The following is a 14,887-nucleotide window of genomic DNA, read 5'->3' as shown; positions in this document are numbered from 1 at the left end:
CCCGCGGAGCGGGATATGCCCCGGCAAGCCGGGGCATAGAGCGCGCAGCGCGCAAGCGCGCTGCGAATTCCCGCGCAAGCGCGGGAATGGAATTCCGCAAGCGGAATTCAAAAGGCAGGGCAATTCGCGCAAGCGCGAATTGTGGGCACCCGCGCAAGCGCGGTTGCCTGGGCTGACAGCAAGGGGAGGTGCATCGCGCGCGGGCCTGTGTAGGGCTTGGGAATCCCAGCCACCACCCCCGCAACGGAGGTGACGGACCATCGGTCTGACGGGGTGCCGGCCCCACCGCAGCGACGGGCTCCGCTGCGCTCCACCCGAACCCCTCCCCCACCCTCGAAACTGGCCGCTCACGTTCACCAATACCCCGCCAGCATACAGGACAACCGGTCGCCTGTGGGCGAGAATGAGTCATGTATCACCCTGGGGGGCGAAGTTGGCGCGTGAGTGATGCATCACGGGTCGCCGCTGTGTAGAGTCTGGGATCAGACACCACCACCCCAGCGCCGCGCACCTCGCGCCGGGATTCCCTTTCTGATTACGCGCCGCTTTCCGCGAAAAGGAGAACACGGGGCATGGCCGTGAAACTGCGTGACCACCAGATCGAGGCCGTTGCCGCCATTGTGCGCGGTTTCGATATCCCGCCGGGCGGTATTCCCTGGAATGGCCTTCGCGGGCAGGTGCACGCCGCGTGTGGCACGGGGAAGACGATTATTGCCGCCGCGTCGGCAAAGCGGATTGTGCCCCAGGGGCGCATTCTCGTGCTGGTGCCGACGCTGGACCTGCTGGCGCAGACGGTGAAGGCGTGGCACGACGCCGGGCACAAGGGGCCGGCGGTTGCCGTGTGCTCGCTCCAGGACGACCCGGAGCTGTGGAGCATGAAGGTCCGCTCCACCACCAACCCCGTGCAGCTGGCGCTGTGGCACAGCACGGGGCCCGTGACCATCTACGCCACGTACGCGTCCCTGGGCGTCCTGGCGGAGGCGTTCGAGGGCGTCTACGGCCAGCAGCTCGCCCCGGTGGACCTGGCCGTGGTCGATGAGGCCCACCGGACTTCCGGGTCGATGGGTAAGGCGTGGGCGGACATCCACGACCAGACCGTCATCCCGGCGCACCGCCGGCTGTACCTGACGGCCACGCCGCGGATCTGGGAGGAGCGGCTGAACCGCGAGGTCGCGGAGGGGGTGCGCGACCCGCTGCCCCGCGAGATGGCGGCCTCCATGGACGACGAGAAGGTCTTCGGGCCCGTCCTCTACAAGCTCACCTTGGCGTCGGCCGTCTCGCGCGGCCTGCTGGCGCGCTACCAGATCATCGTCCTGGAGCTCCAGGACCCGGTCGTCACGCCCGAGCGACTGATGGGCGAGGAGCGGCACAGCGAGAAGGTCCGCGGGGAGCGCCTGGGGGCGCTCCAGGCCGCGCTGCTGCACACGATGCGGGAGCACAACCTGTCGACGTGCATCACCTTCCACCACCGGACGATAGAGGCACAGGCATACGCGGAGGGCCTTCAGCGGGTGGCGGCGAAGCTGCACGCCGACCAGCCCGAGAAGTACCCCGCCCGGATCTGGGCGGACTGGCTGTGCGGGGAGCACGTCCCCGAGCGCCGGCGGGGCGTCCTGGGCGGCTTCGGGTCCACCGCGCTGCGGGCCGTCCTCTCGAACTGCCGCGTCCTGGGCGAGGGCGTCGACATCCGCGCGGTCGACTCGGTGGCCCTGCTGGACCCCAAGGGCGCGCCGCACGACATCGTCCAGGCCATCGGCCGGGCGCTCCGGCAGAAGCCCGGACAGGGCAAGGTCGCCTCTCTGATCGTGCCGGTATTTCTCCAGCCCGGAGAAAAGCCGGAAGACATGTTCACCTCCGGGTCGTATCGGCCTTTGGTGAAGGTTCTTGAAGGTCTGCGCGCTCACGATGAAGAGGCAATTGAGCTGCTGGCCATTCCGCAGGAGCCGCAGAAGGACGTGGCGCAGCCGTCCGAGTACATCGGTCCGCCGCCCGAGGAGGGCGAGGACGAATCCCGTCTGCTGCTGCGTTTTGCGGCTCCGCGTGACCCGGTGATGGTCGCGGACTGGGTCAGCTTCAACGTGATCGACACGGAGAAGCAGGACTGGGCTCGCGGCTGGGCGTCGCTGAAGAAGTTCACCGAGCGTGAGCTTCACGCCCGGGTTCCGTACGGGCACAAGGAGGGCGCGTACCCCCTTGGGCAGTGGGTCGCGGAGCAGCGACGGGCGTACGGGGCGGGGCAGATGACCGGCCTGCGCGCCCAGCGGCTGGAGAAGCTCGGCATGGTCTGGTCGCTGGCCGATGAGCGGTTCCAGGAGAACCTGGAGGCCGCCAAGGCGTACTACGACCAGCACTGGACGCTGTGCGCGCCCCGGTCCGCGACGGCGCTGGACCGGCCGGTGGGGCAGTGGCTGTCCAACCTCCGGCGCCCCGGTGCCCTGGAGGGCCACCCCGAGTGGGAGACGGCGCTCAAGGAGGTCGACGAGGACTGGAACCCGAAGTGGCCGGCGGAGTGGCAGCGGCACTACGCCGCGCTGCGCGAGCTGGTGGCCGACGAGGAGGGCCAGGCCGACGTCCTGCCCGGCTTCACGGTCCACGGCATGGACATCGGGAAGTGGCTGGCCAGGCAGCGCACGCCGGAGGCGTGGGAGTCCCTGCACGACGGCCAGCGCGAGCGCCTGGAGCAGCTCGGCATCACGCCGTTCGCCCCGGCCCCGGAGCCGGAGGCGTCCGCGAAGCCGTCCACGACGCCGCTGAGCGCCTTCGAGAAGGGCGTGGCGGCCCTGGCGCAGTACAAGGCCCGGGAAGGCTCTGTGAAGGTCCCCAGGGCCCACGTAGAGCGGCTGGAGGACGGGGCGGAGGTGAAGCTCGGGGTGTTCCTGTCGAACAGCAAGAGCCGCCGGGCCAAGCTGACCGCCGACAAGCTCGCCGCGCTGGCTGGCCTCGGGCTGGAGTGGGCGGCCACGGAGGGAGCGGCGTGATGAGCGCAGCGGAGGAACAGCGGGTGCAGGACGCCGTGCGGCGGCACGCCCGCACCAGGGCCTTCGCGGAGACGGAGGACGTCATCTCGGCTGTGCTGTCCGACCCCGGGGTGCAGGAAGCTCGGGACCGGGTGGAGGCGGCGGAGACGGAGCTCGGCATGGAGCTGTCGGCCCGTCTTCAGCCGTTCCAGGACCGCTACGACCAGGCCGTGGCGGAGGGCGACGCGGACGGGCTCGCCGGGCTCTGCGGGGGCAAGCACGGCCGTTGGGGGCGGATCTGCGTCCTGCCCGACGGGCACGAGACCTCGATGGAGGAGCCGCACTGGGGCCGCACCAGCGAGGGCCGGCCGATCGCGTGGGTGGGCAGCGCACCTGACGATTCCTAATAGAGATGTCAAGCGGCCGGCGTGACGGACGGTGTGGGTGCATAGCACCGTCCGTCACGAAGAAGAGCCCACAGAACGTTGACCCTGCGGCGCGCAAGTGCCATGACGGCTTGGCTGTGTCGTTTGCCTTCAGCGCGCTTGCGGTCGTAGAAGCGGCGGGATTCGTCGCAGCATCGGACGCTGATCAACGCGGACGTGTAGAAGACGCGTTGGAGGCGCCGGCTGTAGCGGGTGGGGCGATGGAGGTTGCCGCTCACCTTCCCGGAGTCGCGAGGCACTGGGGAGACACCGGCGAAGGAGGCCAGCCGGTCCGCACTGGCGAAGGCGCTCATGTCTCCGCCGGTGGCGGCCAGGAACTCGGCGCCCATGAGGACACCGATGCCGGGCATGCTCCTGATCACCTCCGCATCGCGGTGGCGGCGAAACCGGCCCTCGATGAGTTTGTCGATCTCTGCGATCTTCTCGGTCAGAGCCATCACCTCCCTGGCCAGGGAATGCACCACGTGGGCGGTCATGTCCTCGCCGGGGACAGCGGTGTGCTGCCCTTCGGCGGTCTGGACGGCCTTGGCAGCGAGTTCGTCGGCGCCGCGGACCTTGCGGTTGCGCAGCCAGGTGGCCAGGCGCCGCCGGCCGGTGCGGCGGATGGCGGCCGGGGTCTGATAGCCGGTCAGCAGCACCAGGGGGCCGATGTTGCCGAGGTCGAGTTCGCGTTCCAGGCCGGGGAAGATCTCGGTGAGGTGGCCACGGAGCCGGTTGATGGTCCGGGTGCGGTCGTCGCTGAGGTCACGGCGGTGTCGGGTGAGGACCTTCAGTTCGGACACCAGCTCGTCGCCGGGACGCAGGGGTGTGAGGTCGCGCCGGATTCGGGCTTGGTCGGCGATGACCGCCGCGTCCTTGGCGTCGGTCTTGCCCTCGCCCCGGTAGCCCTCCGAGGCTCGGTTGACTGCCCGTCCGGGAATGTAGAAGAGCTGCTGGCCATGGTTGAGCAGGACCGTGATGACCAGGGCCGCCCCGCCGTCCGCCAGGTCGATGCCCCAGACCGCTTCATCGCCCAGGTCGAGGACGTCTGCGAGGAGCTTGAGCAGCTCGGTCTCCTCGTTGGCGACACGCCGGGACAGCAGCCGCTTGCCGGTGTCGTCGATCACCACGCAGTGGTGATGGGCCTTCCCAGCGTCGATTCCGGCCCAGATCGCTGTCACTCGCTCCTCCGTAGGTCGTGTGCGTACAGGTACCACGGACGACCTCGCTGTCGAGTCCCTACTGAGCGATCAGTGCCGCAATTCCTAATGAGCAGCCGAGTCGTCGTGGGGCGCCGGGCGGCGAATCGTCAGAAGCCACAACAACGGCAGACTGGTGAAAGCCACACCCGGCACCCCTGGGTGAGCCAACCCTACGAATGGCTCGCTCAACCCGATCAACAAGGTAGGGACTGGTGAGCGGCGGTGAGACCGGCGGAAGGACCCCGGGGCGCGCGGGCGGCCCGGGGTCCTTCGCTGTCTGGGGCCAGAGGCACCGGCCCCAGGCTCTACACGCACTGGGGTGCGATGCCGGGGCTTCTGGGCCGCGAGCATCGCACTGGCGTGCGTGTAGGCCCTGGGATCTTCGGGGTGCTCCCCCGGCGAACTACGGGGCGGCCGGGGCTGGTGGGGGAGTCGGGGACAGGTCGTAGCTCCCGGCGGGGAGAGCTGAACCATCTGACTTGGCTCCTGACCGACCTTGAATCTGTGGCTGCCTGTGGCGAGCGGTCTTGGGCTTCCCCGGGTCGGGATGCCCAACCATCTGACTTGGTCTTCGTGGCGGACTTTGAAGATGCGGCCCCGGTGAAGTCCTCCCGTGCCGGTTGCCGGGCGCAGCAGTAGCAGGCCGGAGTGCCTCAACCATCTGACTTGGCTTCGTGACGGACTTTGAAGATCCGGCCCTACGCGACGGTCCGGGGCTCCCGGCGAAAGCCGCTCCTCCCCGCAATCATCTGACTTGGCTCGCGACCTACTTTGAAGATGAGTCGTTTTCGGGGCTCTCCCTCTGCGCGGTGGGAGCTGAGGGAGAGCCCCCAATCATCTGACTTGGCTCGCGACCTACTTTGAAGTTCACGGCGTGTCAGGTCCTTCTCGGCTGCGGCACCCCTAGATGATCAGCGCATGAACATGGAGTCGCCCGCTGAGCAGTGGGACGAGCTGTGGCTGCCGTTGCGGCCGTACGCGACGAACCGGCTTCAGGAGGGGATCCGGCGGGAGCAGCGGCCGGTGGCGATGACCCGTCGGTACGTGGAGGCGAACCCGTCGGCGATCAGCAATCTCCTCGTCGTGGACGTGGACCACTCGGACGCGGTGCTGCGGGCGGTGTCGTCGGTGGGGTCGCACCCGCTACCCAACGCGGTCGTGGAGAACCCGGTGAACGGGCATGCTCATGCGGTGTGGGCTCTGGCGGAGGCGGTGACGCGGACCGAGTACGCCCGGCGCAAGCCACTGGCCTATGCCGCCGCCGTCACCGAGGGCCTGCGCCGCGCGCTGGACGGTGATGCGGCGTACTCGGGGTTGATGACTAAGAACCCGCTGCACACGGACTGGAGCACCGAGTGGCTCCACGGCGGACTCCACACGCTCGGCGGCCTGGAGGAGGCGCTGAGCGGCCACATGCCGCCCGCGCGCTGGCGGGAGACCAAGCGGTTCCGCACCAACATCACAGGGCTGGGACGCAATTGCTCGATCTTCGAGACCGCCCGGACCTGGGCGTACCGCGAGGTCCGCCACCACTTCGGCAGCCCCGACACCCTGCACACCGCCATCCACGCCGAAGTACACACCCGAAACGCCGAATTCGCGGAACCGCTGCCGGCCGTGGAGGCGCGTTCGATCGCCAACAGCATCCACCGGTGGATCACGACGCGCTCCAGGATGTGGAAGGACGGTGCGGCGGTCTACGAGGCCACCTTCGTCGCCATCCAGTCCGCCCGTGCCAAGAAGGGCGGCGCAGGGCGTGCTACACGCCGGAACGAGCGCACCGCAGCGATGCTCGAGTACATGAAGGGGAAGCCGTGACGCAGGGGCCCATGCGCGAGCGTCGCACCGCGACGGCTCGCGAGCTCGCGGACCGGTTCGGAGTGACCCCGCGGACCGTGCGCAGCATGATCGCCGAGGAACGCGCGGCGTACGAGGACCGGTCCCGGCAACGACGGGACCAGATCGTCGAGCTGCACCGGCAGGGGCGGAAGGGGTACGAGATCGCGCGCGAGCTGAATGTTTCCACCGGTCTGGTGTCCATCCGGCTCAAGGAAGCCCGCTCAGCCGGTGTCGACCTCACCCGCTACGCCGCTGCCGGTGACACCCACGAGCAGGGCCGGGCGTAGCGGGCCGACCGGGTCAACTCTCGGTGCGCTCCTTCTGGATCTTCTGCATCGTGCGGGCCGTGTCGATCTGCGCGCGGATCATCGTGTCGAACAGGGCTTCCGGGTCGCCGTCGAGGCCGGCGCTCGCGGTCAGCAGCGAGGCGATTTGGCTGGCGAGGACGGTGACCACGTCGGCCGTCCCCACCGGGCCGCGGACCTCGATCAGTTTGCGCACGGCGTCGTCGATGCGGTCCATGGCCTCCTCGCCCTGGAGGAGCAACCCGAGCCGGTCGGCGAGGAACATGCGGACGACCGCCACACCGTCGGCCAGGGCGGTGTCCACGTTGAAGTCGGCGCGGGCTTTCTCCGACTCCTTGAGCACGGCCGGAATCGTGTACGTCCGCTGCTCTGGGATGAGGCCCTCCTTCCGCCACTCCTCGTACGGGATCGGGCCGACGGCGTCACGGCGAGCCCGGTGTTCGTTGGTCGGGCGGCCGCCCGCGGTGCGCTGTTGGGGAGCAGGTCCTTCTCTCGGTACCAGTCGCGTAGGTGGCCCTCGTTGACGTGCGCAAGGTACTCGGCGTCTGGTTTCGTCGCGTGCCGGAGCACTGTCTCCTCGAAGGGCACGTGGAGGTAGTAGCACCGTGTGACGCCCTGGTGGGCGCGCACCAGGTCCTGGAGCATCGTGCCGTAGCGGTCGGCGTACAGGATGCCCTCCAGGACGACGTGGAAGCCGTGGTCCAGGGCGTAGCGGCCGTGAGGTCGATCAGGCCGATATTGGCGCCGCCGGACCGGTCGCGTTCGCGCAGCACGATCCGGCGGAGGTTGTCCTGGGCGACGATGGCGAGGTTGCGCCCGAACTTCTCGGGCAGGCCGGCCGCGACGGACGACTTCCCCGAGGCGCTGTTGCCACGGAGCACGATCAGGCGGGTGTCTGGTGTTCCCGGCTTGCTCGTCACGCGTCGTCGCCCGCGAGGCTCAGTTGCAACCGGTGCTCGTGGAAGTGTTCCCAGTCCATGATCAGGCGGAAGCGCTGGTGTGCCTCCAGGCGTTCGGCGTCGGCCGGCTCCTGGCCCCGCTGCACCTGGGCGTCCCCTGACTGCACGAGCTCTGCGAGGGCGAGGCGGACGTTGTCGGTGTCCTGGTTGGTGGCGGCCGCCAGTCGGTCCAGGGAGGTGAGGACCTCGCGCGGTTCGCCCAGCTCGTCGACCAGGTGGTTGATGAGCCCGTCAACGAGCGGGCCGGTGCGCATGGTCCAGCGGATCCAGTCGAGCCGCTTGGCGAGGTCAGCGTCCAGGGAGAGCAGGTCACCGGGCAGCGGCAGCGCGGCGGGCATCGACCACCGGGTGCCTTCCGGCGTCTCCTCGCGGCTGGCCAGGCCCCATGTCAGGTAGAGCTCGGACAGGTCCCGCACGGTCCGGGGCACCGGGTAGCCGGCGGCCGTGAGCATGGCGCCAAACTTCTCCCAGCGGCTCGCCTCGTTCGCTTCGGGCCCCTCCGGCGCGTCCTCGTAGTCCCACTCCTCATCCGGCCAGGAGAAGGTGAGCGCGCCGTCGAGGTCGCCGCCGATCATGTCCCAGCGGCCGTCGAAGATCTCTTGTAGAAGGTCGTCCAGGGAACCGGTGAAGCCGGGCTGGCTCGCGGTCCCGATCAGCATGGTCAGCGGGAAGCCCTGGCGGGGCAGGACGTGGTCCCAGCCCGAAGCCCACCAGTCGTTGTGCATCGCCATGTCCCGGCGCGGTCCAGGCACGAGCGGGTTGTCCGTCATTCGGTGAACTCTTCCTCGAAAAGGCAGGCCAAACGCATGCAGCGTACGCACTGCGCTGGTTCAGATGCTGCCGGTCTCCAGCGCGTACAGCTCGTAGGGGACGGTCCCGAGTTCGGTGTCTCGGTCGGCCGTGCCGATGCGGGTGAACCCGGCTTTGACCAGGACGCGGCCGGAGGCCGGGTTGTCGGGGTGGTGCATGGCCTCCAGCCGGTTGAGGCCGGCGGCGGTGAAGGCGACGGTGACGACCTGGTGGGCGGCGTGGGTGGCGTAGCCGTTGCCCCAGCTGTCTTCCCGGAGAATGTAGCTGAGGGTGCCCATGGCCGGAGTGCGTCGGCGCAGGGAGATCAGACCGATCAGGTCGTCCTCGTGGAGGATGCCCCAGCTCCACTGCGCGCGGGGGGATTCGGCGGCTCGGGCCAGGGCCGCGCGGATCTTGTCGTGGGCCTGGTCGAGGGTGAGGGGCCTGCCGGTGGTGTACCGGATGGATGCCCCGCTGTAGATGCGGGTGAGAGCGGGGGCGTCATCGAGGGCCAGGGCGCGCAGGGTCACCATGCGACGGTCAGCTCCTTCGCGGTGGGCCGGTCGGCGGGATCGGAGGCGAGGCACGCGGTGACGGCGTCCTCGGACTCGGGGAACGGCCACGGCCGGGTGTCACGTAGCGCGCCGTCACAGTCATCCCATCGGTCGATTGCTTACCGCGCAGGTTCCTCGTTGAACTGCCGTCAGGCCAGGAAGGATGAGCGAGATGGGCAGGCAGAAGTCGAAGAAGCCCCGGCGGGTACGACCTGAGCGGCCAGCAGCCGAGCCACTGCTCGCTCTGTACGAACAGCGTCCTGCCGGAACCTTCTACCGTCTCTGGGCAGCTACGTCCTCGAACGCCCTCGACACATGGCGAGCTTGGGATACGAAGTATCGCGGCCACGAGGTCAGTGACGCGCAGCTTCTGTCTGACCTGGAGTTCTACGCCACGGTGTACGGGCCCGAGGCTCCGGTGCACGCTGTTCTGCAGCTGGAGCGGTACCTCGCTGAGGGCGTGGTGCCCTGGCTAGAGCCGGGCAAGGAGCAGCAAACGATTCCAGCGCACGGCTACGGCGACTCACCAAGCGAGGACCGGTTCAGCATCCATGGCCTCCTGGCGGGGTTGTGGGCCAACATGAATGACGAAGGCGTCCTTTGCAGTCAGGTGGACCAAGCCTTCATGGACCAGGCTGTTGACTGCGGGCTTGTGTGGCAGGAGCCCTCCGGTAGGTGGGAAGCGGTTCCAGCTCCGAGGCGCACCGCTGCGGGGCTGCCGGGAGTGTTTCGGTGAGGCGGTCCAGCCGTTCGTAGAGGGCCCGTACCAGCCGAGCGCGGTTCTGGGCGCAGCGTGCGGTGCCCTGTAGCGGTTTGGAGAGGCGTCCAGCGGCTTCGCGGAGGATGACTTCGGCGAGGGCGCCGCGGCCGTCGTTCTTCGGCAGGGCGGCGGCGTGGCGCTGGACGTCGGCGGCGACCGCGCGGGCGTGCCCGGTGAGCTGGAGGGCCATCTGCTCGTAGTCGCGGGGCGTGAGGTCCGGGTTCTTCCATGCAAGGACAGCAGTGACGAGGGCCTCGTGCGGGCCACGGTCAAGGGGGAGTTCGACGTCGACCAGGCCGTGGGGGTCGTGGAGCACGGTGTCCTCGTTCACCGGGGCCTCGCCACGTCGTCCTGGTTGTGGTCGCTGGGATGGTCGTCCGGGGTGGCCTGGGCGAGGAAGCGGGCGTAGCCGCGGTCGGCGCGGGCGAGCAGCGCCGGGGAAGGCCGGCCGAAGGCGGGCGGCTGGAGTCCGCGTCCTTCGGGTGCGGGGCCGGCGGGTGTGGGTGCGCTCATGGGGCACCGCCTCCGTTGCTGGTGCGTCGGTGTCGTTCGACGCTACGGAGGCCGCCGCGCGGTTCTCAACGAGATTGCGGGTAATTGCGGAACTTCACTCCAGGGCGTCGATCGCGGCCTGGATGAGGGCGCGGGCTGCGTCGCCGTACACGGCCATCTCCGCGAGGCCGGCGAACGCCTTGGCGTAGTCGGCGACTTCGCGGGGCTGCGTCACATTGATCTCCGCCGTCAGCGTCTCCACCACGGCCGTGGTGTCGTCGTGGACGTAGAAGGCTTCCAGCGGCCACACGGTGCGCTGCGCGGTGAACGGGATGATCCCGAGCGAGATGGAGGCGAGCGGCATCACGGCCAGGAGGTGGCGCAGCTGCCCGCGCATCGCCTCGGGGGCGGCGGTGCGGTAGCGCAGGACGGATTCCTCGAGGAGGACGACGTAGAGGTGGCCGCCCTCGTAGAGGAACCGGGAGCGGGCGACGCGGGCGGCGACGGCTTCGGCGACGTCGTCGGGGGTGCCCTGGAAGCGGGTGATCTGCTTCATGAGGGCGGTCGCGAAGGCCGGCGTCTGGAGGAAGCCGGGCGGCACGTTGGAGACGTAGACCCGGCAGTGGCGGGTCTGCTCGTGCAGGGCGTACCAGTCCTGCTGGACCTGGCGCATGCCGTTGCGGTGCAGGCGGCGCCACTCCATGTACATCGAGTCGACCGCGCGGGCGGTGGCGATGAGGTCGTCGGCCTGGTCGTCTGCGCCGCACGCCGCGCACCAGGTGCGGATGTCCGCGTCCGAGGGCGCGGCCGCGCCCTTCTGGATGCGGGTGGTCTTCGCGGGGTGCCAGCCGCACCGGGCGGAGAGTTCCTTCCCGGTGAGGCCGGCGTCCTTGCGCAGGTGCTGCAACCGGACGGCGAGCGCCTCACGGGCCGCCTGTGCGCTGGACGATGGGGAGGCGGTCGTCATGAGGTGGCGGCCCTTGAGGTTGTGCGTCGGTCAGATGCGGTAGTCGGCGTGGTCGGTGGCCAGCTCCCACACCGAGCGGAACGCCTCGGTACACAGCTTGACCGCGCTCGGGTCGTCGGTGTGGTCGGGCTCGAGGGCCTGGCCGTCGCCGGAGAAAATGTTCCAGCGCACGATCCGGTCGTCGATGAGCCAGAAGTCGTTGCCAGGCAGGGCGAGGGCGGAGGCGCGGCGGCGGGGCAGCCAGCGGACCTGTTCGCCGGCGCGGAGGTTGGCGTCGGTGATGGCGTGCTCGAAGCGGATGTAGTCGGTGACGGGCTCGGACACGATCCGGGCCCGGCGGACCTTCACCCCGCGGGCGACGGTCCGTTCCACCAGCGGCAGCCACCCGCTCCAGTACTCCGAGTCGTCCGTGGGCACGCTCCCGTCGCGCAGGAACGCGTCAAAGACCTCTCGCTCCTCCCCCACGGCGTAGACGTCCCGCAGCTCCAGGTGCAGGGCGTGCTGCCGGGCGGAGTCGAGCAGGTCTTCAATGCTGGGCGTGGGCGGCTTCTGCGGCATCGCACGCCTTCCTGATCTGCTCCACCATCCGGACCGGGATCCGGATGACCCCTTCGTCTTCTGCGGGCGGGCTGTCCTGACGGCAGGTGGCCCGGGTCGCCGCGTCGGCGAACTTGCCCTGCAGAACCAGTTGCGGCCCCTCAGTGGTGTCGGTGTCCACCCACACCGCAGGGCAGTTCCCTCCACCCGAGTTCGGGTCCGTGCCGAAGAAAAGTAACGCCATGATTCCCTCCGAAGCGAGCGGTTGCGCGTAGTTGCGGGACGACCGTCCCGCAGGCCGGAGCCAGCGTCAAGGGGCGCTCACGGGCCCCGGTGAAGCAGCGCCGGACAGACGCTGTGCTGCTGCGTCCGGGTGAGCGAGGACCGCGACGGCAGACTCCGGGTGCGCGGTCCCTCTAGCGTGCGGCCATGGAACACACCCCGATGCCCGAGCCGATGCGCCGCGCGGTCAACCAGATGGTGTACGAGGCTGCCGAGCGCTGCCAGGAGGTCATGAGCTACGCGGCCTCGGACGTCGCCCGGGACTGGAAGCGGATGACGCTGTACCGGGCCACCGACGCGGCCGACACCATGAACAGCGTGGCCATGCTGATCGCCGCGTACTGCGAGCAGGACGGCATGGACCCGGAGACCCTGAACGGCTACCTCCAGATCAACCAGCAGCAGAGCCGGGCCGACGGACCACAGGAGGACGACCGGGCGCACCTGGCGGGCCTGCTCGGGCAGGCGGCGCCCGCCGACGCCAGCGAACTCGGGACGGTGCGGATGCTGTACGGCCGCGGGCAGCGCGAGGCGGAGGCGGCGCAGCGGCCTGAGGACCATCCGGAGGTGCTGTTCACGATGGCGTGCCTGCACGGGCTGCGGGCCAAACTGTGCGACGACCTCGGGTCGCTGGACCGGTTCCCGCCGGAGGTGGCTGCGATGGCCCGCCGGGTCGCTAAGTGCCTCGAAGTGCCGGAGCCGGCCACCGCGTGAGTCACGGGACGGGAGGGCGGGACGCCGACGTCGGCGTCCCGCCTTTCCTCAGTAGCTGTTTCTGATCCCCGGTCCTGAGTAGCCTTGGGCCCTAGGCTGGCGGGGTGTCCGAGGACGCCAAGCAGGCCGGGGAGAGGACCTGTCGGGGCTGCGGCGAACGGCTGAGGCCGAGCGCCCGGCCGACGGCCGTGTTCTGTTCGTCGGCGTGTCGTGCCAGGCAGTGGCGGACGGAACGCCGGTTGCGCAAGCGCCTGGCGGCCGTCCAAGACGGTGCGGGCGAGGTGGAGTGCCCGGAGTGCGGGGACCGGTGGGTGGCCGGCGTCGACCGTCGCTCGGACGCCGTCTACTGCTCCAGGCGGTGCGTGGTGAGGGCCTGGAGGCGCCGGAAGGAACCGTTCGCGGATCGTTCACAGTGACTGCTGGGCGAACACATCCGGAGACCAGTTTCGTTCACGACTCGGTCAATTGCGGTCATTCGTTGTGATCTTCGGATTTGCGGTCTGACTCTCGGTTCAGGAAGCGGGCCCTGTCCCGTCACGGTGAAGTGCCGTGCCTTGGCCCGCACTTGGGTGGTGAAAGCCATGTCCGAGGAGACCGAGAAGGTCGGAGCCGTCAGCCAGTCCCGCTACGAGCAGATCGTGGCCGAGCTGCGGAAAGTCGTCGAACAGCAGAGCCAGGGGTCGTTCACGATCGGTGACCGCGCTCTGGAGATCGAGCCGGTCCGGCCCCGTGGAGGCACCGGGGACGCCGAGTGGACGATCAAGCAGTCCCTGGCGCGTCTGGCCGACGACATCGGCCTGACATTCAGCACGGTGAGGAACGCCAGGTGGACCGCGTCGCGCTGGCCGAAAGAGCATCGCCGGGCGGGGGTCTCGTTCACGATCCACCGCATCCTGGCGCGGATCGAGGACGACGCGGAGAGGTTCACGGCGATCAAGAACCCGCCCGAGGGCAAGACGCGATGGACGGCGGACGACGCCAAACGGCGGGTGGGGTGGACGGTCGACAATCCGGAGACGCCGCAGGAGAAGATCACGGCGATCCACCACCTGGCCCAGGAACCGGAGGTCGCCGCGACGGTGACCACAGACTTCCTCAAGCGTCCGCAGGTCGCGGCCAAAGTCTCCATGGAGAACAAGGTCCGGGTGGTGGAGGAACTCACCCGCGACGAGTCGGTCGCGGCGACGGCCGCGACCAGCCTGCTTCGCAGGCCGGACGTCGCTTTCAAGGCGATGAGCGACGACACCGCCCGCTTCCAGGTCAACCATGCCCAGACCGAACGCAGCCGGCAAGCCCGCGAGCACTTCGAGGACACCAGCCCCGTCGCCCCGGCCGTCCGTCAGATCGACCGGACGGTGGAGTTCCTGGACCTGGTCACCGCCTGTCACTCGTTCGTGGCTGCAGCAGGCCGGGCGGTTCCCGGCCTGCGGGATCGCACGCTGAGCGAGGACGAGCGGACGATCGTGCACCAGAACGTCGCGAAGGTGCGGGCGACGCTGGACTGGATCGAGAACGCGGTGGATACCGGCAAGGTCGACATGGACGACGAGCTGGCTCGTCTGCTGAAGGGTGAGTAGGGGTGCCCCGCGCCTCGCGGCGACGGGGAGATGCCGCCCGGCGGCACGCGGACACCGTCCGCTTCGTGTTGTTCGAGGTCAGGCCCGCCGGGCTTGAGTTCCACCAGTTGGTCCGCGCCAGCGGCCTGTCGCCCAGCCAGGTCCGGTCCGGGATCGCGGCCCTGAAGGACGAGGCCGCCTCCAAGGGCTGGCCGCCGCTGATCTGGACCCGCACGGACGGCTACCAGCTCGGCGCCGACCGGGCCGCGCTGGAGGCATACGAACGGGCGGTGGTCAGGGAGAAGCTGACCCAGTTCCGCCGGTTCATCACCGGCACGGTCGCCCCGCACGCCGCCGCCCACCCGAACGACAAGTGGGTACGTCACATCGTCGCCCAGCTCAACTCCATCGAATCCACCCTCGACCTCATCGCCAGCGCCTGACCCTTCACGCTCGCGGGGGGGGGGGGGGGGGGGGGGGGGGGGGGGGGGGGGGGGGGGGGGGGGGGGGGGGGGGGGGGGGGGGGGGGGGGGGGGGGGGGGGGGGGGG

16 protein-coding genes and 1 pseudogene are annotated in these 14,887 nt (G+C 69.6%); 7 read left to right on the top strand and 10 right to left on the bottom strand.

The features are described from left to right. Positions 1–572: 572 nt before the first annotated feature. Positions 573–2,978: a helicase associated domain-containing protein gene (locus AC069T_RS37685; RefSeq protein WP_478787035.1), complete on the top strand. Its 2,406-nt coding sequence runs from the start codon at positions 573–575 to the stop codon at positions 2,976–2,978. Beyond that, positions 2,978–3,364, top strand: a complete 387-nt coding sequence (locus tag AC069T_RS37680) for a hypothetical protein (RefSeq protein WP_478787034.1) — start codon at positions 2,978–2,980, stop codon at positions 3,362–3,364. Before AC069T_RS37685 ends, AC069T_RS37680 begins: the two co-directional genes overlap by 1 nt. A gap of 8 nt (positions 3,365–3,372) precedes the next feature. On the opposite strand, the gene AC069T_RS37675 is transcribed toward AC069T_RS37680, so the two are convergent. Continuing rightward, complete coding sequence (locus tag AC069T_RS37675; RefSeq protein WP_478787033.1) at positions 3,373–4,563, bottom strand: IS110 family RNA-guided transposase; 1,191 nt, start codon at positions 4,561–4,563, stop codon at positions 3,373–3,375. Between the two features lie 939 nt (positions 4,564–5,502). On the opposite strand from AC069T_RS37675, the gene AC069T_RS37670 reads away from it, so the two are divergent. Both AC069T_RS37670 and AC069T_RS37665 read left to right on the top strand, forming a co-directional pair. Then, a complete protein-coding gene (locus AC069T_RS37670; RefSeq protein ID WP_478787032.1) occupies positions 5,503–6,402 on the top strand; it encodes a replication initiation protein in 900 nt (299 codons plus the stop codon). Beyond that, positions 6,399–6,710, top strand: a complete 312-nt coding sequence (locus tag AC069T_RS37665; RefSeq protein WP_478787031.1) for a hypothetical protein — start codon at positions 6,399–6,401, stop codon at positions 6,708–6,710. Before AC069T_RS37670 ends, AC069T_RS37665 begins: the two co-directional genes overlap by 4 nt. A gap of 13 nt (positions 6,711–6,723) precedes the next feature. Here AC069T_RS37665 and AC069T_RS37660 read toward each other — a convergent pair whose 3' ends face one another. The 9 genes and pseudogenes from AC069T_RS37660 to AC069T_RS37620 all read right to left on the bottom strand — a co-directional run bounded on the left by AC069T_RS37660 (position 6,724) and on the right by AC069T_RS37620 (position 11,967). After that, positions 6,724–7,071, bottom strand: coding sequence for a hypothetical protein (locus tag AC069T_RS37660; RefSeq protein ID WP_478787037.1), 348 nt, complete (start codon positions 7,069–7,071; stop codon positions 6,724–6,726). A gap of 128 nt (positions 7,072–7,199) precedes the next feature. Beyond that, positions 7,200–7,648, bottom strand: a pseudogene (locus AC069T_RS37655) (AAA family ATPase); the annotation flags it as partial. After that, a complete protein-coding gene (locus AC069T_RS37650) occupies positions 7,645–8,457 on the bottom strand; it encodes a DUF6042 family protein (RefSeq protein ID WP_478787030.1) in 813 nt (270 codons plus the stop codon). The pseudogene AC069T_RS37655 and the gene AC069T_RS37650, both read right to left, overlap by 4 nt. 60 nt (positions 8,458–8,517) lie before the next feature. Continuing rightward, positions 8,518–9,009, bottom strand: a complete 492-nt coding sequence (locus tag AC069T_RS37645) for a GNAT family N-acetyltransferase (RefSeq protein ID WP_478787029.1) — start codon at positions 9,007–9,009, stop codon at positions 8,518–8,520. 644 nt (positions 9,010–9,653) lie between these two features. Continuing rightward, positions 9,654–10,106 (bottom strand): DUF6415 family natural product biosynthesis protein, encoded by a 453-nt coding sequence (locus AC069T_RS37640; protein ID WP_478787036.1) that lies wholly within the window; start codon positions 10,104–10,106, stop codon positions 9,654–9,656. A gap of 11 nt (positions 10,107–10,117) precedes the next feature. Beyond that, positions 10,118–10,303, bottom strand: coding sequence for a hypothetical protein (locus AC069T_RS37635; protein WP_478787028.1), 186 nt, complete (start codon positions 10,301–10,303; stop codon positions 10,118–10,120). 94 nt (positions 10,304–10,397) lie between these two features. Then, positions 10,398–11,249: a helix-turn-helix domain-containing protein gene (locus AC069T_RS37630; protein ID WP_478787027.1), complete on the bottom strand. Its 852-nt coding sequence runs from the start codon at positions 11,247–11,249 to the stop codon at positions 10,398–10,400. A gap of 30 nt (positions 11,250–11,279) precedes the next feature. Then, positions 11,280–11,807: a DUF6879 family protein gene (locus AC069T_RS37625; RefSeq protein WP_478787026.1), complete on the bottom strand. Its 528-nt coding sequence runs from the start codon at positions 11,805–11,807 to the stop codon at positions 11,280–11,282. After that, positions 11,776–11,967, bottom strand: coding sequence for a hypothetical protein (locus AC069T_RS37620; protein WP_478787025.1), 192 nt, complete (start codon positions 11,965–11,967; stop codon positions 11,776–11,778). The genes AC069T_RS37625 and AC069T_RS37620 overlap by 32 nt, the downstream gene beginning before the upstream one ends. Before the next feature lie 248 nt (positions 11,968–12,215). Between AC069T_RS37620 and AC069T_RS37615 the strand changes: the two genes are divergently transcribed. From AC069T_RS37615 to AC069T_RS37605, 3 genes are all read left to right on the top strand, one after another. Further along, complete coding sequence (locus AC069T_RS37615; RefSeq protein WP_478787024.1) at positions 12,216–12,782, top strand: hypothetical protein; 567 nt, start codon at positions 12,216–12,218, stop codon at positions 12,780–12,782. Positions 12,783–13,363: 581 nt separating this feature from the next. Then, on the top strand, positions 13,364–14,359 hold the full coding sequence (locus tag AC069T_RS37610; protein WP_478787023.1) for a DUF6192 family protein: 996 nt from the start codon (positions 13,364–13,366) through the stop codon (positions 14,357–14,359). A gap of 2 nt (positions 14,360–14,361) precedes the next feature. Next, positions 14,362–14,781 (top strand): RacP protein, encoded by a 420-nt coding sequence (locus AC069T_RS37605; RefSeq protein WP_478787022.1) that lies wholly within the window; start codon positions 14,362–14,364, stop codon positions 14,779–14,781. The last annotated feature ends 106 nt before the right edge of the window (positions 14,782–14,887 follow it).

It is taken from the genome of Streptomyces sp. NPDC043867 (assembly GCF_056435845.1).
The sequence above is the reverse complement of the archived record's forward strand: the minus strand, read 5'-3'. Positions and strand labels throughout refer to the sequence as shown.